Genomic DNA, 19,015 nt, shown 5'->3' on the forward strand with positions numbered 1-19,015 from the left:
TCTTTGAGAGGAAGCTTTTGATGAATTATGATTTGATAATGTTTTTTCTAAGTGCGAAACAGCCACGGCGCATTCGGGTGATTGAAAACACCCTCACTCAGCGACGGACGGTTTCGACATTGTTTTGGGGGATGCGTTATGGAATTAATGATTTTATGGGCTTGCTTCCGAAGCTTGATTCTAATACCACAACGGGTGAGTTAAAACGCCTAATTAACGCTGGGTTGGTTGTTCAGTCAGATGCTAGTCACTACTTACTAACGGCTGCTGGAGCCGCCTGGGTACATAAAGCTTTCCATCAATTTGATTATCATGAGGGAGTCAAAATGAATGCACGGTTTAACCTGCGGCAGTTTAGAAGCCGGTTTTTATTGGCGGTTCAAATTGTCTCTGAATTTAGTTACCAGAATTCACACTATTACCCGATGTTGATCAATGACCGTGAAGATCAGTTCATTAAGCAGTGGTTTCATCATTTTAAATCCAAGGCCTTGGTCAATGAACTAACATCGCTGTTAAATGCCTTTTTATCGGGGATGTCCGACCAATTAGCATATCAATTTAGCACCATTTTAAACGGTCACTCCACTACTGGAATGACCATTTTTCAACAGGCAGCTAAATTTAAGTCGCCGGTGGCACCACGATTAGTTGATGAATGGCAATTATTTAGCTGCTTGGTGAAATTTATAACTATTCATCAGAATGATTATCCTAGCTTAGTAAGCCTATTGAATGGTACCCAACGCTCGTTGGTTAGCAATAGTGCCCAGCAAACCTATCAGATGTTTTTAAATCGGCCCCAAATCGATTGGATTGCCCGAGCTAGGCGAATTAAACTGTCAACCGTAAGGGAGCATCTACTAGAGGTTGCGATTTTAATTCCGCGAACAAATGCTTACTTTCAAAGGCAGTTTGATCATTCCATCTGGCAGTACCTTGAGTCAACTTACCATGGCAACATTGATGATTGGCAATTTAGTACGATTAAGAACCAGTTCAGCAACTTCGATTATTTTTATTTTCGAATGTATCAAATTTTAAGGAGTCATGTTGATGAATGAGCAGAAGCTAGTGGCAATTTTAAAGCAACACTTCGGGTTTACATCCTTTCGCCCAGGGCAATTAGCGGTGTTGCAGTCATTGATCAATAATCACAATACGCTTGCGGTATTGCCCACCGGAGCGGGAAAAACGTTAATCTATCAAATGTTTGGTTTGATTCAACGCGCCCCGATTTTAATTGTTTCGCCCCTGCTATCGTTGATGCAAGATCAAGTGGCGAGGCTACAATACCTTGGGGTAAAACGGGTCGTTGCAATTAATTCAATGCTTGATTGGCAACAAAAGCAAGTGGCTCTGGCCCACCTGGGGAACTACCAGTATATCTATATTTCCCCTGAGATGTTGGCTAATTCGGAGGTGTTGAACCAGGTTCGAGCGATTCATCCTGGATTGGTAGTGATTGATGAGGCTCATTGTTTATCGCAGTGGGGGCCCGATTTTCGCCCCGAATACTTAAATCTAAAGGGGGTTTTAGACCAGCTAGGTCCTCCTTTAACGTTAATGCTAACCGCAACTGCTTCGCGCAAAATTCAGGCGGATATTATTGCTAAATTAGGCCTAACGCAGCCGGTCACACGGGTGGTAGAATCGATTGACCGTCCTAACATTTACCTAGCGGTAACTACAGTGTCGGATGATAAAGATAAGCAAGCGGCGCTCTTAAGGTTGGTTAATACGATCGTTGCACCGGGAGTAGTGTACTTTTTAAGTCGCAAGCGGGCGAATCAAATGGCGCTGTGGCTCATGGAAAAAACCGGATTACGGGTTGCGGCCTACCATTCTGGGCTTTCGGATGAAGAACGGTTTAAAATCCAACACCAGTTCATGAACGACCAACTGGACATCATCTGCGCTACTAGTGCCTTTGGGATGGGAATTGACAAGAATAATATTCGCTTTGTGATTCACTACCACCTGCCAGCCGATTTGGAAGCCTACATGCAAGAGATTGGCCGTGCCGGACGGGATGGAAAGCAAAGTATTGCGGTTTTATTGTATCAAGATGGAGACGAATCGTTACCAGCTCATCTAACGGTGAATAACATCCCAGATGAATCGATTGTCAATGCATTCTTCCGGAATCCCCAAGAAATGGCTAAATTAGCTGATCAAGACGATCAAATTCGCATTTTAAGTTTTTATTGGCGGCATGCTTATTCTGCTGACCAGGTTAATCGGATTTTTAGCTTACGGGTTCAGCAACAGCGGAGCAATATCGCTACGATGATGAACTATGTGCATGCAAAACAGTGCCGTAGAAAGGTGTTATTGGAGTATTTTGATCAAACTGCGCCGCCACATACCAAGCGGTGTTGTAACTTGCACACACCGGCCCTGCCAATTGAAGGATTGGGGCTTATGAATACGGTTGTGGAACCAAATTCGGAGCCTAATTTGGACTGGCGAAGAGTTATCAAAAAATTATTTAAAAATGATGATTAAAATGAATAAGTAAATGTTACAATAATAAATGATTATTTTAGAGGAGGTCGCTATGAAGGATAAAAATGAAAATGATAAAGAACCCTGGAATCAAACATTTGACGATGTTACTGATGACGAGGGGAACTTATCTCGCACTAAGTTGCGAAAACAAAACAAAAGTAATAGCCTAATCTCAATTATTTTAATTAGCGCAATTATTTTAATTGCAGCAATTGCATTGCTATTTGGAGTAATGAAGAGCACTAGCGGAACTGGAAATGGAGATAGCTCTAGCGTTGCTAGTACTAAGGTTCAATCGATTAGTACCAGTAAGGAAAAATCAGCTAAAAAGGATAGCACTAGCAAGAAACACAGCAGTGCGGCAAGTTCCAAAAGCGCCAGTGCTAAGAGCAGTTCAGAATCCAGTAGTATGGCTAAGAAATCATCCGAAAGTAGTAAAAAAGAGAGCAGCTCTGCTAGCAGTGAGAGTGGCGATTACGTTACCGTCCAAGCTGGTCAAGGACTCTACCGGGTTGCTACTAATGCTGGGATTTCAGAACAACAATTGCTACAGTTGAACGGATTAACTAGTGCTTCACAAATTCATCCGGGACAAAAACTACGGGTTAAATAATATTGATTGGGGAATTGATTTCATTGAGTGAAAAAAAGCTACAGGTTGCAATTGACGGGCCGGCTTCCGCTGGAAAGAGTACTGTTGCTAAGTTAATTGCAAAACAATTTGGATACATTTACTGTGATACTGGAGCGATGTATCGTTCGATTACCTTAAAGGTAATTCAAGCGGGAATCGCCCTTGATGATGAACCGAAGATCGTGGCCCTATTGAATGATACCGCCATTGATTTTAAGCCGGGCCAGCCCCATCAATTGGTGTTTTTAGATCATCAAGACGTTACCAACGAGATTCGTTCAGAACGGGTCACGAACTCCGTTTCAACGGTAGCTGCATTGCCGGGGGTGCGCAAGAACTTAGTTGATCAACAACGGGCGATTGCTAAAAACGGTGGGGTCGTTATGGATGGTCGGGATATTGGAACGACCGTCTTAGTCGATGCGGACGTGAAAATTTTCTTGGTGGCCAGCGTTAGTGAACGGGCGCAACGCCGGTTTAAAGATAATGCTGAAAAGGGAATTCATACGCCATTAAAGGAATTAGAAGCCGAAATCGAAACTAGAGACTATAAGGATTCACACCGGAAAGTTTCCCCGTTAGTCAAGGCTGCAGATGCAATTGAAATTAATACTACTAAGATGTCAATCCAAGATGTGGTTGACGAAATTAGTAAATTAATGAAAAATAAACTTAATAATAACTAATTACTAGCAATTATCGAAAAAGTAGGTTAAACTACAGTTAGTTGTTGTCGCAAGGAGGAAGTATTTTTATGAGTGAAACTAACGAAAATACAAATAAGGATTTATTAAACGCTTTGAATAGCGTACAAGAAGTAAAAGTTGGCGAAGTTGTCAGTGGTGAAGTTTTGGATGTCGACGATAGTGATCAAGTATTCGTCGGAATCGAAAATTCAGGTGTTGAAGGAGTAATCCCTCGCCACGAACTTTCTGTAAAACCAATCGAAAATGTTAAAGATGAATTTAAAGTTGGAGACAAGGTTAAGGTTTACGTTGTTAAGCGGATTGGTGACGATAAGGAAGGCGGAAGCTACCTCTTATCAATCAAGAAGCTTGAAGATCTCAAAGTTTGGGATGAAATCAAGGAAAAAGCCGATAAGGGTGAAACCGTTAACGTTACTGTTAGCCGTGCCGTTCGTGGTGGGTTAGTTGTTGATGCTGATGGTGTACGTGGCTTTATTCCAGCTTCCATGATTACTGATCACTTTGTTGAAAAGTTAAACCAATTCAAGGGCCAAGAATTCGAATGTAAGATTGTTGAAGTAATCCCATCCGAAAACCGTCTAATTCTTTCTCACCGTGAAATTGTTGAATCAGAAAGAAAAGAAGCTCGTGAAAAAATTATGGACAAGCTTACCGTTGGCGAAGTTGTTGAAGGTAAGGTTGCTCGTTTAACTGATTTTGGTGCCTTTGTTGACCTTGGTGGAATTGATGGATTAGTTCACGTTTCTGAAATTTCATACGAACGGGTTGCAAAGCCTAGTGACGTTCTTAAAGTGGGCGAAGAAGTTAAGGTTAAGGTTCTTTCTGTTGACGAAGATCGTGACAGAATTGCCCTTTCAATCAAGCAAACTCAACCACAACCATGGGATGATATTGAATCTAAAGCTCCTAAGGGCAGTGTTCTTGAAGGAACTGTTAAGCGCTTAGTTGATTTTGGTGCGTTTGTTGAAGTATTCCCAGGAGTTGAAGGATTAGTTCACATTTCACAAATTTCACACAAGCACGTTGCTACTCCAGGTGACGTTTTGAAGGTTGGTCAAAAGGTTGAAGTTAAGGTCTTAGACGTTCAACCAGAAAACCACCGGCTTGCTTTATCAATGCGTGCTCTTGAACCAGAACCAGAACACTCAGAAGGTGAAAACAAGCGTCGTCCAAGTCGCAAGCCAGTTAATGATAACTCCATCAAGGATGCTCCTGAAGAAGAAAGTGGTTTCACTTTAGGTGACATCGTTGGTAAGGCTTTAAACAAGGATGAAGACGATAAGTAATCAATAACTGATTATATTAATTTTGATATTATTAAAATTATCCTTCAATTTATTTGAAGGATAATTTTTTGTCTATAACTATTCATTTAAAGGAGGTTTAAAAGATGGCACAACAACCAACAGTCGCAATCGTTGGACGCCCCAATGTGGGTAAATCAACCATTTTTAACCGGATTGCCGGGGATCGCATTTCAATTGTTGAAGACACCCCCGGGGTTACTCGAGATCGAATCTATGCCCATGCCGAATGGTTGAACCAGTACTTTAACATCATTGATACTGGTGGAATTGATATTGGAGATGAACCATTCTTAAAACAAATTACTGCCCAGGCCGAAGTGGCGATCGATGAAGCCGATGTAATCATCTTCATGGTTGATGGTAAACAGGGGGTTACTAGCGCTGATGAACGGGTTGCCAAGATTCTATACCGTTCTAAAAAGCCGGTAGTCCTCGCCGTTAACAAGGTGGATAACCAAGAATTACGGCTAAACATTTATGATTTCTACTCCCTTGGCTTTGGCGAACCCTACGCAATTTCTGGGGCCCATGGAATTGGATTAGGGGACCTATTGGACCAAGTAGTGGCTCACTTTCCATCCGAAAGTGACACCGAAGAAGTGGATTCAATTCGCTTTAGTCTAATCGGCCGACCTAACGTTGGAAAATCATCGTTGGTTAACTCCATTTTGGGTGAGAACCGGGTGATCGTATCGGATGTTGCTGGAACTACACGGGATGCCATTAACACCACGTTTGAATTTAACGAGCAACTATTTACGATGGTTGATACCGCTGGATTGAGAAAACGGGGGAAGGTATACGAAAATACCGAACGTTATAGTGTAATGCGGGCAATGAAGGCCATTGATGATAGTGATGTTGTTTTGATGGTGATTAATGCCGAAGAGGGCATTCGCGAACAGGATAAGCGCATTGCTGGATATGCCCATGATGCCGGTCGGGCAATTATTGTAGTCGTTAACAAGTGGGATACGATTAAGAAAAACACCCATAGTCAACACGACTTTGAAATTGCGTTCCGGACTGAGTTTAGATACCTCAGTTACGCCCCCATCATCTTCGTTTCTGCTTTGACCCACCAACGGTTGAACCAAATTCCAACCCTAATTGAAGAGGTCAATGCGAACCATAAGCAACGGATTAGTTCATCTGCGTTGAATCAGGTTATTTCTGATGCAATTGCAATGACTCCCACCCCAACCGTGAAGTCCAGAAGACTGCGGATTTACTATGCGACTCAAGTGGCAATTGCACCGCCTACAATCGTGGTCTTTGTTAATGATCCTGAACTAATGCATTTCTCATACCAACGGTACCTGGAAAATCAAATTCGGGCTCATTTTGACTTTAAGGGCACCCCAATTAAAATTTTGAGTCGCCACCGGAAGTAAAATTGGGATAAATGGCTAAAAATCGGCATTTATCTATACAAAATGATTGCACTTACCAGGGGTTTGTGATATTTTGGATAAAGTAAAGGCGCCCCTTGGTGTGCCTAGAACTTTAGGTCATCTTCATGGTATAATGATTAAGTTCAGTATTTTGATGCTGACCAAAAGTTCCTAATTTTTTAGGAGGTGAATCTCAATGGCAAACAAGGCAGAATTAGTTGGCGATGTCGCAGAAAAGACTGGTTTAACTAAAAAAGATGCTACTGCAGCTGTAGATGCAGTATTCAACTCAATTGAAAACCACTTATCAAAGGGTGAAAAAGTTCAATTGATCGGTTTCGGTAACTTTGAAGTTCGTGAACGTGCCGCTCGTAAGGGCCGCAACCCACAAACTGGTGCAGAAATTCAAATTCCTGCAAGTAAGGTTCCAGCTTTCAAACCAGGTAAGGCTTTAAAGGATGCAGTTAAATAATTGTATGTTTTAAAACGAGCCAGTGCGACGAATGTCGAGCTGGCTTTTTTTATTTCCCAATTTCAATTGAGGAGGACGTTGGATGAATAGCTACTCACAAAGGGCCCTTGACTTCTTAGAAGCAGGCAAACTAACCGAATTTGATGAACAGTTCAAATTGGCCCTAAAAAACGACGATGACGACCTGTTGTTCTCATTCGCCGAGGAATTATATTCGCTAGGCTTTTTACCCCAGGCAAAGCAAATTTACCACCAATTATTAACTAAATATCCAGATGCTGATGAACTCCGTGCTAACCTGGCGGAAATTGCAATCAGTGAAGACCAAAATGACCTGGCTCTTTCCTATCTGAGTGAAATTAAACCGGATTCCGATAGTTACGTCCAATCGTTGATGATTGCGGCTGATCTCTATCAAACCCAGGGCTTATTTGAGGTCAGTAAACAAAAGTTATTAGCCGCAAAGCAAGCTGCTCCCGATGAAGATGTGATTACGTTTGCACTTGCGGAGCTATACTTTTCAACCCGTGAATTTGATAAGGCAATTCCGTTGTATCTGCACCTGATCAAAAAGGGGATCACTGAACTATCCGCAGTCAACCTCGTGGAGCGAATTGGGGTTGCTTATGCAAACGCTGGTCGGTTTGGTCATGCAATCGGGTATTTAAAACAGATCAAATTAATTGATATGACCTCAGACGTTAAGTTTGAAACGGCCTTTACCTATTTACAACTAGGTGAGTACCAACAAGCGGTCAACGTTTTTGAAGACCTGCGGGACAGCGACCATGATTATCCGACCCTCTACCCCTATTTAGGGGAAGCCCTTGAAAAATTGCACAAAGAAAAAGACGCATTACGCGTCTTTCAAGAGGGATTAGGGGTTGATGAGTATAATGAAGTGCTCTGGCAAAAAGCGGGTGATTTAGCCCTTAAATTGGGCGAAACCGACCAAGCTGAGCATTATTATCGGCAGGGACACCAAGTTGCACCGGATGACTTAAACTTAACCATTAAACTCTCGAATCTACTGGTTCAAGAAGAGGATTACGAGGGGAACGTTAATTTCTTAAAACAGTATTTAGAAACCCATGCTGTGGATCCTCAATTAGCATGGAATTTAGCAACATCTTATTCTGAAATGGAATCCTTGGACCAAGCCACCAATTACTACCAATTGGCTGCGAAGTCATTTGGTGATAATCCAGATTTCTTAAAGGAGGCGGCGTTGTTTTACCGTTCGGTGGGGAAAACAGACGCGATGTTACCACTACTCAAGCGCTATATTGAGTTGGAACCAACCGATGGTGAAATGGCCCAAATTTTAAGTGAGTACCACTAGTGATTAGTCTAAATTATGGATTAATTTCCGGTAGTACAGAATTGAAACCATATCTAACCGCAGGGTTTCCGATAAGTCAGTATCTGATAGACGGGGATGCTTTAGGATGTAATCAACCACATAGCTTTGAAATAATTGGGATGGCTTTAATTGCATCCCAATTTTTTGTTCATCCGGTTTTAAATATTTATGGATCCCCTGGAGCGTGATGTGGGGATCACCCGCGAACCGTTGCTTTAAGAAGATGTCCGGACTATTTTGGCGGACCCTAATGGGAGCGATAAAGGTTTGAAATTGGTCGATAAACGCCTGTTCATCAGGGGTCCATTTGATTTGTTCGAAGGCCCGATAAAACCCAGGTTGGAGGAATTCCTTTAGGTTATACCCCTTACTGATCAATAATAGGACCAAGCGGGTATAGATGTGAACCTGATCATCTGCCAAGATGACTGGTAATTCCTGGAGCCACTTGACCGAAACTGATGCCGGGGTTTTGCGTTCCTTTCCCTTTAAATTTAGAGTAGGCAGTTTTTGGGTCAGCTCCTGGGTAAATAGGTACTTAAAATAGATATTTAAGTGGGAAAGGACCTTGTTATAAGTGGTGTTTGTGATGTTACGTTCGTCCACTAACATATTCATGTATTGTTGAATATCACGGTCGAATAATTCACTGACCCGGTGGTCCTTTTGATATCCAGCGTTAAAGTTAGATAGGTATTCAAAGAGGTCGACTAACGTCGCTGAGTATTCATCAATTGTAATTTGAGCGAGTGCAACCTGGTGAAGGTAGGCTTCAAAATTTTTTTGGTACGGATAGTTGTTTACGGTCATGGGTGATGTCCTCCCTACTTGTACATTTTTACATTAACTTAAATAAAAGAATAACACAAAATCAAAATTAATCAATAAATATTAACAAAATCACCCCTACCTCCCCAATATTTTGGTAACATTGATATTAGCAATTTAGAATGGGGCGGATACAATGAAGATTCAAAAATTACCAGCAGAATTCGAAGCCGCGCGGCCAGTTTTACAGACGATTGAGGCCGCCGGATTCGAAGCTTACTTTGTCGGGGGGAGCGTTCGTGATACCATTTTAGGCCTGCCGATTCACGACGTGGATATCGCATCAAGTGCCTATCCAGCTGAAATCAAGGCCTTGTTTGAACGAACTGTTGACACTGGCATTGAGCATGGAACGGTAATGGTTTTAGACCATGGGAACGGCTACGAAGTCACTACTTTTCGAACCGAATCTGGCTATCAAGACTACCGCAGGCCAGACAAGGTTACGTTCATTCGGTCGCTTACAGAAGACTTAAAACGACGTGACTTCACGATTAATGCATTGGCGATGAAGGAAGATGGGAAAGTAATTGACCTCTTCGATGGGGTAACCGATTTAAAAAACCACTTAATCCGTGCGGTAGGGGATGCCAATGTCCGGTTCAATGAGGACGCCCTTCGAATGATGCGCGCAGTCCGGTTTGCAAGTAAACTTAATTTTTCCATTGATCCGGATACAATGCGGGCAATCACTAAACATAGCTACTTATTGGAAAAGATTGCAGTGGAACGCATTTACACCGAATTTGTGAAAATGATGATGGGTTATCAGCCGCAGCTGGGACTTAGGGACATGCTCAACACTAACATGGTTGATTATGTGCCGGTCCTCAATAATTACTTACCAGCCATCGAATCGATCATCGCCCTCCCGAATTTTAAACTAGCAAATGATAATCAGGTCTGGGGATTGTTGAGCAGTGGCTTTGCTCTGCATTCCAACCAAATTAGCAGCTTTTTGAAACAGTGGAAGGCTGCGAACCAAACAATTACTGCGGTTCAAAAGATTACTAAGGCGGTGTTGGCCTTCCAAAACGATAATTTAGATGCAATGACGCTGTTTCAAATCGGCCAGCCATTGCTAATGGACGCAATTCAGGTTGCCCAAGCCCTTGAAATCCCGGTTGACAGTGAACGGGTGCTCAGTCAATACGAGCAACTACCAATTAAAAATGGCCATGAACTAGCAATTAACGGTGGGGTATTGATCAAAGCGGGAATTTTAAAGCCCGGCCCGGACCTAGGACGAATCTTAAAGCAACTTCAGGCGGTGGTGATCAATGGTGAATTACCAAACGATCAACCAACGTTGTTACAACACGCAAAGGTACTTTTACAAGCTTAATTTAATGAAAGGGTGATATTTAATGCAAACGCTTAGAGCGGAAAATTTAACAAAAACCTACGGTGAAAAGACCCTTTTTAAATCCCTTAACTTTATTATTAACGAACACGACCGGATTGGATTGATTGGGACCAACGGAAGTGGCAAAACGTCGCTTTTGAACGTGCTTTCTGGAGTTGATACCGACTCCAGTGGTGAAATTATTACTTCCAAGTCGTATACGATTGGCTACTTGCGCCAACATCCAGAACTAGACGAAGACCGAACCGTTTTAGACGCGGTTTTCAGCGGTAGTCAGGCCGTTTTTGAGACCATTCGGCACTATGAAGAGGTTTTGGATCGGTACTCATTTAATCCTGAAGATCCGAAGGTTCAAAAGCAATATATGGATGCAGAGGCTAAGATGAATGAAGAGGATGCCTGGAATGCCGAAAGCGACGTTAAGACGATTTTAACCCAGCTTAAGATTACCGACATGCAACAAACAATTGCCAGCTTATCAGGAGGGCAAAAACGACGGGTCGCATTGGCGCAAGTCCTGATTCAATCACCAGACTTGTTGTTATTAGACGAACCAACGAACCATTTGGATTTTGATTCAATTGAATGGCTCCAGGAATACCTAGCTAAGTATAAGGGATCGTTACTATTGGTTACTCATGACCGGTACTTTTTAGATCGGGTTGTAAACAACATTTGGGAACTATCTTTCGGCAAGCTATACTCCTATCAGGGAAACTACCAAGACTACGTTCAACAAAAGGCGGCTAGGGTTGATCAAGCGGTCAACGCCGAACATAAACAACAGCGCCTCTACAAACAGGAATTAGCCTGGATGAAAAAGGGTGCTAAGGCCCGTTCTACAAAGCAACAAGCCCGGATCAATCGCTTTAACGACATTAAAAGTAACATTAACCACCTCCAATTAGATCAAGACGTTGATATCTCACTCGGTCAACAACGACTGGGAAAGAAAGTAATCAACATTGAACACGCCGATCTCAAATTAGGTGATAAGTTAATTTTGAATGATTTCAACATGTTAGTGCAGGGGAATGAACGGATCGGAATTAGTGGTGAAAACGGTGCCGGAAAGTCCACCCTTTTGAACGTGATCGCCGGACGAGTGCCCCTTGATTCCGGAACCGTTACGATTGGAGAGACCGTTAAACTAGCCTACTATACCCAACAAACGGAACCAATTCCAGGGGACAAGCGGGTCATTAACTACCTTAGTGACGTTGGCCAACACGTAACCGATAACCAGGGGAACGATCTAAGTATTACTGAACTATTAGAACAATTTTTATTTCCTCGCTTCATGCACGGAACGTTGATCAGAAAACTGTCCGGGGGTGAAAAACGCCGGTTATACCTCTTAAAGCTGCTGATGCAACAACCGAACGTCTTATTGTTGGACGAACCGACCAACGACTTGGATATCGGAACGTTAACGGTGCTGGAAGATTACATCGAACACTTTAACGGGACCGTAATTACGGTCTCACATGACCGTTACTTCCTAGATAAAACAGCTACACGCTTATTGTTCTTTGATGGCAACGGACGCATTGAAGAGCACTTTGGACGCTTTACCGACTACTTAGCCCAACGGAATGCGGCTACTAAGCAAAGCAATAAGCGTTCTGATCAGGCCACTAAAGCAGCCGCTGCTGAAGCTAAGCCCACTAAGGCCGCAAAGGTAAAGTTGACCTATGCTGAAAAAATCGAGTACGGTAAAATTGAAACTGAGATTGAAAAATTAGACGAGCAAAGAGAATCAATCGAGCAGGCAATGGCCGATAATAGTGATAATTTTGAAAAACTTGCGAAGTTACAAAAGCAATTGAACCAGGTTCAAGCGGAGTCAGACGCTAAAATGGACCGCTGGGAATACCTCAGTCAATATGCTGATGAATAGGAGCCAAAAAATGTTAGAAGATGCATATTTAAACTTAGAGCGTTACGTATTGGAACACGGTCACCGAAAACAAGACCGAACGGGAACGGGGACCATTAGTACCTTTGGTTATCAGATGCGCTTTGATTTAAGCGCTGGGTTTCCACTACTTACCACCAAGAAAGTTCCCTTTGGGTTGATCAAAAGTGAACTACTGTGGTTTCTGCATGGGGATACCAACATCAAGTACCTCTTGGAACACAATAATCACATCTGGGACGAATGGGCGTTTGCCAACTACGTAAAATCAAGCGATTATAACGGTCCAGACATGACTGATTTTGGCCGTCGGCACCTTTCTGATCCCACATTTGATCAGGAATACCAAGCCCAAAAGCAACTATTTTGTGACCGCATCCTTAATGACAATGTTTTTGCTGAAAAGTACGGCAATCTAGGGGATGTTTATGGCAGCCAATGGCGTCATTGGAAGACCCGGAGTGGCGAGACGATTGACCAGATCAAAAATGTAATTGAAACCATCAAAACGCATCCCGATTCCAGACGGATGATCGTTTCAGCTTGGAATCCGGAAGACGTGCCATCAATGGCGCTGCCTCCCTGCCACACGATGTTTCAATTCTACGTTAATGATGGCAAGTTAAGCTGTCAGCTATACCAAAGAAGTGGTGACATCTTCTTGGGGGTGCCGTTCAACATTGCTAGTTATGCTCTATTGACGTGCTTAATTGCAAAGGAGACGGGGTATCAACCCGGTGAGTTCATCCATACACTGGGGGATGCGCACATCTACTCCAATCACGTTGAACAGGTTAAACAACAACTATCCAGAATGCCTAAAAAAGCGCCCACCCTCTGGCTAAATCCAGCGAAAAAGAGTATTTTCGACTACCAAATGGATGACATTAAGGTGGTTGACTACGATAGCTATCCAGCAATTAAGGCTCCAGTAGCCGTTTAGTTGAGGAGGAATTAAAATGATTGCATTTGTGTGGGCTGAATCTAAGAACGCAACGATTGGAAACAACGGCGGATTGCCGTGGAAGATGCCAGCCGATATGCACCGCTTCAAGACCACTACGACTGGCCATCCAATTTTGGCGGGGCGACCAACTTTTTTGTCGTTCGGCCGACCGCTGCCCAACCGGACTAACATGGTGTTGACCAGTCATTCTAAGGCTGAATTTCCCCCTTCAGTGGTGGTTTTCAATAGCGTTGCTGAATTTTTAACTGCCTATCGTGAACAATCAGATGACGTTTACGTAGTTGGTGGAGCAATGATTTTCAATGAGTTAATGGACGTCGTTGACGTATTATACCGGACCGTCATTAATGCGGTGATTGATGGTGACACTAAGATGCCACCAGTGGATTATTCACGCTTTAAGTTGGTGGATGCGCAGTCGTTTCCCGCTGATGAAAAAAATCAGTTTCCATACCGCTTTGAAACGTACCGAAAGTTAAAATAATGCGGGGGTGATTACAATCGCACAGAGTTTTTATCAGTATTTAATGACTGAACGCAACCCGAAGAGTTACGAGCCGCTTGCTGAATTCGCGAATAACGCGTTTTACGACCACTCGTTTCCTAAAAATACCGCTGATTTCGACGAAATTTCGCAGTACCTAGAAGAAAATGGTTCCTATCTACCGTCAATGACCATCTTTGATGACGCATGGAGCCACTTTTTAGACTACAAAGATTAAATAATGAGGTGAAAAAATGGGTGTAAATATTCAATGGTTTCCAGGCCATATGGCTAAAGCAATCCGTCAGTTTGAAGAGAACGTTCACTTAGTGGATATTATCTTTGAACTAGTTGATGCGCGGGCACCATTTAGTTCAATGAATCCGGAAGTTGCTAGAATCGGGGTCGATAAACCGCACCTCTTGATTTTAACCAAGGCGGACTTAGCAGACCCTAACCGGACTAACCAATGGATCCACTACTTTGATACCCACGGGTATACGGCAATTGCAGTGGATTCCAAACAAAACGGGGCCAATAAACTAGTAACTCAGACGGCCCTTAAAATCTTACAACCAAAGCTGGCGGCGGAAGTAAAACGGGGGATGAAGCAACGGCCCATCAAAGCAATTTGTGTGGGGGTCCCTAACGTTGGAAAATCGACGCTTTTGAACCGCTTAGTTCAAAAACGTGCTGCCCAGGTAGGTAATCGCCCGGGAGTTACCAAGGGTCAACAATGGCTCCGATCCAGTAAGGACCTAGAGTTATTAGATACCCCAGGAATCCTATGGCCAAAGTTTCAAAATCAATCGATCGCAAATAAGCTAGCGTTAACGGGGGCAATTAAGGATAACCTATACGCTAGTGATGACGTTGCGTTATTTGCGTTGGACTTCTTTCGGAACAACCGGCCTAAGGAGCTGATGCAACGCTACCGCTTGACCGATGCGGACATGCAGTTAAGCAACGTTGATTTACTGCTTAAAATTACCCAAAATGTCGGGATGCGCGACGATTATGAACGCGCTTCCGTGCGTTTGATTCAAGACGCTCGGAAGGCTAAGTTAGGGCGCTTTACCCTCGACTCCATGGAACTAGTGAATCCAGATGAAGAATGAGACGGTTAATGAAATCAAGCAACGCTTAGCGGCCATTACCGACCCCTCCGATCCACTACTAACGAAGTGGGCGCATGATTCACGTAAGGGGGTCTTAACCGCACTGGCCCGGCGCAGACAACAATTGCAAAAGCAGGCTGAACAACACGCCGCTTTTTTGGCGCGGTTTCGCTATGAAAAGTTATTCTGGCACCAGGGAATTACCTACGTTGCCGGAGTCGACGAAGTAGGCAGGGGTCCCCTTGCCGGCCCCGTGGTGGCTGGGGCAGTAATCATCCCAGCTGATTTTGATTTGGAGTTGGTAAACGATTCCAAACAACTCACTCCCGCAAAGCGCGCTGAATTAGCACCGTTGATTGACGATGCTGCAATCGCTACTGGCTTAGGGGTGGTGGATAATCACATGATTGACAAGCTTAACATCTACGAGGCCACTAGACTAGCGATGCAAACGGCCGTCAATAACTTAGCCGTTCAACCGGAACGTTTAATCGTAGATGCAATGCAGGTGCCAGTACCGATTGAGCAGTTGCGTTTGATCAAGGGGGATGCAAAGAGTATTTCAGTCTCAGCTGCCAGTATCCTGGCAAAGGTGCATCGGGACCGGTTAATGGATGATTACGCTAGTTTGTATCCAGAATATGATTTCGTGCACAATGCAGGGTACGGGACCGCTAAGCATTTAGTGGCGTTAAAGCAGTTCGGTGCGACCCCGATTCACCGTATTAGTTTTGCCCCCGTAAAAAAATCCATCCAAAAATAATTTTTTTGCGTATCTTTTCTAATAATGAAGGGATTGATACGTATGCAAGCAAGAAAATTATTATTAAAACTGAGGATTTGTCGGGGAATTAGCTTTCGAGGTGAGTACCGAGTCTACCAGTGGCTAGTTTCGCAGTTAGGGGTTCTTGATGGAACCCAGGAAGTGAAGCTATCCGTTGATGATTTAATTCAAGTTGCTACGATTAGGCGCAACTATCACGCCCAATTCAAGGCTAGTTTTTTAAGTGAACAGATTGAATCCGACATGGCCCTTAACGAGCGGATGTGTGAATATACAACCATTTTTGATTCAGACTACCCGCAAGCCTTGCGGGAGGCCGCTTTTCCGCCCTTAGTATTGTTCTATCAGGGCGATATTCAATTAGCGCACCGCCCGCTTTTGGGGATGGTGGGGAGTCGTAAGAACTCCCAATATGCGGTGGAAGTCATTCGCACTCTGATGCCAAAACTGGTTGAACATGGGATTGTAACCGTTTCGGGATTAGCAACCGGAGTGGATGGCCTGTGCCACAAGCTAACGATCGCAAATGGTGGCAAGACGATTGCTGTAATTGGGACGGGACTGGATTACTGTTATCCGCGGAGTAATGTGCGACTTCAGTCCATCATTGCTCACGACCACTTATTACTGTCTGAATATCCGCTGGGGGTCAGCGTACGAAAACACCATTTTTTAGAACGAAATCGGATCATTGCGGGGTTGATCAAAAATATTATTATTGTCGAAGCAGCCCAAAAATCAGGAAGCTTAATCACCGCAAATTTAGCGTTGAACAACAATCGAAATGTGACTGCAATCCCCGGCCCCATCGGCCATCCGTTGTCTGTGGGGTGTAACCAGTTGATTGTTGAAGGAGCGAAGCCAATTTTGACGGCTGAAGATATTTTGGAAGATTTTTAATTTGACACAATCAACTAACTGCAATATTATGTGAGAGATTTAATGTATAGAAATGAATAATTTGATTGAGGGATTATTTAATGACCACAAAAACAAAAACTTCCACATCGAAACGTAAGAGAACCGTTAAGAAAAAGCTAGTGATTGTTGAATCACCAGCAAAAGCAAAAACAATTGAAAAGTACTTAGGTCGCACCTATCGCGTAATTGCCAGTAAGGGTCACATTAGAGATTTGCCCAAGAGTAAGATGGGGGTTGATATTGAAAACCACTTCGAACCCCACTACATTTCCATTCGAGGAAAGGGTGACACGATTAAGATGTTGCGCTCTGAGGCTAAAAAGGCCAAGGCCATTTACCTCGCATCTGACCCCGATCGAGAAGGGGAGTCGATTGCTTGGCATCTATCACACCTGTTAGGGTTAGATATTAACGATAATAACCGAGTTGCTTTTCATGAAATTACTAAGGATGCCGTCAAGGACGCTTTTAAGAACCCTAGAAGCATTGACATGAACCTAGTCGACGCCCAACAAGCGCGTCGGGTCTTAGACCGGCTGGTGGGATATTCAATCTCGCCATTGCTATGGAAAAAGGTTAAAAAGGGGTTAAGTGCTGGACGGGTTCAATCCATTGCTCTTTGGTTGATTATTGATCGGGAACGAGCAATTCGAAAGTTCGTACCAGAAGAGTACTGGACGATCGATAGTGAATTTAAGAAGGGGCGGGCTAAGTTCGAAGCTAGTTTCTACGGCCTAGACGGTAAAAAGGCAGAATTGCATAATAATGACGACGTCCAATCCGTTTTAGGAAAGTTAGATAAGAATGCCGACTTTACGATTCAAAGTGTAAAGCGCCGCGAAAGAAAGCGCCAACCCCAACAGCCATTTACTACCAGTACGATGCAACAGGTGGCCAACCGCCAGTTGAAATTTAGAACTGGAAAGACCATGATGGCTGCCCAACAATTGTATGAAGGAATTCACCTGGGCAAGGAAGGTAACCAAGGGTTAATTACCTATATGCGAACCGATTCCACCAGAATTTCCGCAATTGCAAAGCATGAAGCAGCGACCTTCCTCCACGAAAACTACGGAGCTGAATACGCTGCAAATAAACCGCTCAAGGGGAAACTACCCGAAGGTGCCCAAGATGCCCATGAGGCGATTCGACCAACTTCGGTAATGAGAACCCCTGATAGCGTTAAGGAATACTTGAACAAGGATCAATTCAGACTCTACCAGCTCATTTGGTCACGATTTTTAGCCAGCCAGATGACGCCAGCGGTCATGGATACGATGACGGTCGACCTCGAACAAAACGGGGTCAACTTTAGAGCGAACGGCTCTAAATTGAAATTCCCTGGATTCTTGAAGGTTTATGGGACTCGTGAAAAGGATAACGACCTTCCAGACTTGGCTGAAGGGGATGCCACTAAGTTGGTCAAGAATAATCCTGATCAACATTTCACCCAGCCTCCGGCACGGTATAGTGAAGCGAACTTGATCAAGGCCCTTGAAGAAAACGGGGTGGGGCGGCCTTCCACGTACGCCCCTACGTTAGGAACGATTCAAAAGCGTTACTACGTTAAGTTCGTGGGCCGGCGGTTTGAACCAACCGAGCTCGGTGAAATTGTTAATGACATTATTGAAGAGTACTTTCCAGACGTCATTAACATTGACTTTACCGCCGATTTAGAATCAAAACTAGATGAAATCGAAGAGGATAAGCAAAACTGGGTCAACGTTGTTGATCAGTTCTACGAACCATTTTCAAAAGAGGTTAGCCACGCCGAAAAGACAATGGAAAGTATCCAGATTAAGGACGAACCAGCGGGCTTTAACTGTGACATCTGTGGAGCTCCGATGGTCATTAAGATGGGCCGGTATGGTAAATTTTATGCTTGCTCACGCTTCCCTGATTGCCGGAATACCCAGGCAATTGTAAAGGAAATCGGGGTTAGCTGTCCAAAATGTAAGCAGGGGCAAGTGATCGAACGGAAATCGAAGAAGAACCGGATTTTCTACGGTTGCTCGCGTTATCCAGAATGTGACTTTGTTAGCTGGGATAAACCAGTTGGCCGGGATTGTCCACGGGATGGGCACTTCCTGGTTGAAAAGAAGATTAAGGGTGGCGTTCAGGTGGTTTGTCCTAACGGCGACTACGAAGAACCCGTTCAAAAATAAGGTATTATCTAAATGGATAATACCTTATTTTTTGAAGATTTGTAGTAAAATGTACTATTTTACTTTAACCAAGGTG

At 43.6% G+C, this 19,015-nt stretch carries 18 protein-coding genes; 17 read left to right on the plus strand and 1 reads right to left on the minus strand.

Translation table 11 applies throughout. The annotated features are described in order from the left end of the window. Nucleotides 1–38: 38 nt before the first annotated feature. From HZL42_RS04155 to HZL42_RS04190, 8 genes are all read left to right on the plus strand, one after another. Nucleotides 39–1,064, plus strand: a complete 1,026-nt coding sequence (locus tag HZL42_RS04155) for a helix-turn-helix domain-containing protein (RefSeq protein ID WP_219054412.1) — start codon at nucleotides 39–41, stop codon at nucleotides 1,062–1,064. Continuing rightward, nucleotides 1,057–2,508, plus strand: coding sequence for an ATP-dependent DNA helicase RecQ (locus HZL42_RS04160; protein WP_219054413.1), 1,452 nt, complete (start codon nucleotides 1,057–1,059; stop codon nucleotides 2,506–2,508). Before HZL42_RS04155 ends, HZL42_RS04160 begins: the two co-directional genes overlap by 8 nt. A gap of 52 nt (nucleotides 2,509–2,560) precedes the next feature. After that, on the plus strand, nucleotides 2,561–3,124 hold the full coding sequence (locus tag HZL42_RS04165) for an SAG1386/EF1546 family surface-associated protein (protein ID WP_219054414.1): 564 nt from the start codon (nucleotides 2,561–2,563) through the stop codon (nucleotides 3,122–3,124). Nucleotides 3,125–3,147: 23 nt separating this feature from the next. Beyond that, complete coding sequence (cmk, locus tag HZL42_RS04170) at nucleotides 3,148–3,831, plus strand: (d)CMP kinase (RefSeq protein ID WP_219054415.1); 684 nt, start codon at nucleotides 3,148–3,150, stop codon at nucleotides 3,829–3,831. Nucleotides 3,832–3,899: 68 nt separating this feature from the next. Continuing rightward, nucleotides 3,900–5,138: a 30S ribosomal protein S1 gene (gene rpsA / locus HZL42_RS04175; RefSeq protein ID WP_219054416.1), complete on the plus strand. Its 1,239-nt coding sequence runs from the start codon at nucleotides 3,900–3,902 to the stop codon at nucleotides 5,136–5,138. 104 nt (nucleotides 5,139–5,242) lie between these two features. Further along, nucleotides 5,243–6,553, plus strand: a complete 1,311-nt coding sequence (gene der, locus HZL42_RS04180; RefSeq protein ID WP_219054417.1) for a ribosome biogenesis GTPase Der — start codon at nucleotides 5,243–5,245, stop codon at nucleotides 6,551–6,553. A gap of 196 nt (nucleotides 6,554–6,749) precedes the next feature. Then, nucleotides 6,750–7,025, plus strand: coding sequence for an HU family DNA-binding protein (locus tag HZL42_RS04185; protein WP_219054418.1), 276 nt, complete (start codon nucleotides 6,750–6,752; stop codon nucleotides 7,023–7,025). 82 nt (nucleotides 7,026–7,107) lie between these two features. Continuing rightward, the gene (locus tag HZL42_RS04190; RefSeq protein WP_219054419.1) at nucleotides 7,108–8,367 is read left to right on the plus strand and encodes a lipopolysaccharide assembly protein LapB; all 1,260 of its coding nucleotides are present in this window, start codon (nucleotides 7,108–7,110) and stop codon (nucleotides 8,365–8,367) included. A gap of 3 nt (nucleotides 8,368–8,370) precedes the next feature. Here HZL42_RS04190 and HZL42_RS04195 read toward each other — a convergent pair whose 3' ends face one another. Beyond that, nucleotides 8,371–9,198 carry a phage integrase N-terminal SAM-like domain-containing protein gene (locus tag HZL42_RS04195; RefSeq protein WP_219054420.1) on the minus strand — a complete coding sequence of 276 codons (828 nt, stop codon included), beginning with the start codon at nucleotides 9,196–9,198 and terminating at the stop codon, nucleotides 8,371–8,373. A gap of 154 nt (nucleotides 9,199–9,352) precedes the next feature. Here HZL42_RS04195 and HZL42_RS04200 point away from each other — a divergent pair, with 154 nt between their 5' ends. The 9 genes from HZL42_RS04200 to topA all read left to right on the plus strand — a co-directional run bounded on the left by HZL42_RS04200 (nucleotide 9,353) and on the right by topA (nucleotide 18,939). After that, complete coding sequence (locus HZL42_RS04200) at nucleotides 9,353–10,561, plus strand: CCA tRNA nucleotidyltransferase (protein WP_219054421.1); 1,209 nt, start codon at nucleotides 9,353–9,355, stop codon at nucleotides 10,559–10,561. 22 nt (nucleotides 10,562–10,583) lie between these two features. After that, on the plus strand, nucleotides 10,584–12,482 hold the full coding sequence (locus HZL42_RS04205) for an ABC-F family ATP-binding cassette domain-containing protein (RefSeq protein ID WP_219054422.1): 1,899 nt from the start codon (nucleotides 10,584–10,586) through the stop codon (nucleotides 12,480–12,482). Nucleotides 12,483–12,492: 10 nt separating this feature from the next. Further along, the gene (locus HZL42_RS04210; protein ID WP_219054423.1) at nucleotides 12,493–13,443 is read left to right on the plus strand and encodes a thymidylate synthase; all 951 of its coding nucleotides are present in this window, start codon (nucleotides 12,493–12,495) and stop codon (nucleotides 13,441–13,443) included. A 16-nt stretch (nucleotides 13,444–13,459) separates the two neighbouring features. Beyond that, complete coding sequence (locus HZL42_RS04215) at nucleotides 13,460–13,951, plus strand: dihydrofolate reductase (protein ID WP_219054424.1); 492 nt, start codon at nucleotides 13,460–13,462, stop codon at nucleotides 13,949–13,951. A 10-nt stretch (nucleotides 13,952–13,961) separates the two neighbouring features. Beyond that, the gene (locus HZL42_RS04220; RefSeq protein ID WP_219282856.1) at nucleotides 13,962–14,189 is read left to right on the plus strand and encodes a YozE family protein; all 228 of its coding nucleotides are present in this window, start codon (nucleotides 13,962–13,964) and stop codon (nucleotides 14,187–14,189) included. 16 nt (nucleotides 14,190–14,205) lie between these two features. Then, a complete protein-coding gene (gene ylqF / locus HZL42_RS04225; protein ID WP_219054425.1) occupies nucleotides 14,206–15,069 on the plus strand; it encodes a ribosome biogenesis GTPase YlqF in 864 nt (287 codons plus the stop codon). Then, a complete protein-coding gene (locus HZL42_RS04230) occupies nucleotides 15,059–15,832 on the plus strand; it encodes a ribonuclease HII (RefSeq protein WP_219054426.1) in 774 nt (257 codons plus the stop codon). Before ylqF ends, HZL42_RS04230 begins: the two co-directional genes overlap by 11 nt. Nucleotides 15,833–15,874: 42 nt before the next feature. Continuing rightward, a complete protein-coding gene (gene dprA, locus HZL42_RS04235) occupies nucleotides 15,875–16,753 on the plus strand; it encodes a DNA-processing protein DprA (RefSeq protein WP_219054427.1) in 879 nt (292 codons plus the stop codon). A gap of 80 nt (nucleotides 16,754–16,833) precedes the next feature. Further along, complete coding sequence (gene topA / locus HZL42_RS04240) at nucleotides 16,834–18,939, plus strand: type I DNA topoisomerase (protein ID WP_219054428.1); 2,106 nt, start codon at nucleotides 16,834–16,836, stop codon at nucleotides 18,937–18,939. The last annotated feature ends 76 nt before the right edge of the window (nucleotides 18,940–19,015 follow it).

Source organism: Lactobacillus sp. Sy-1 (genome assembly GCF_019303535.1).
GTDB lineage: Bacteria > Bacillota > Bacilli > Lactobacillales > Lactobacillaceae > Nicoliella.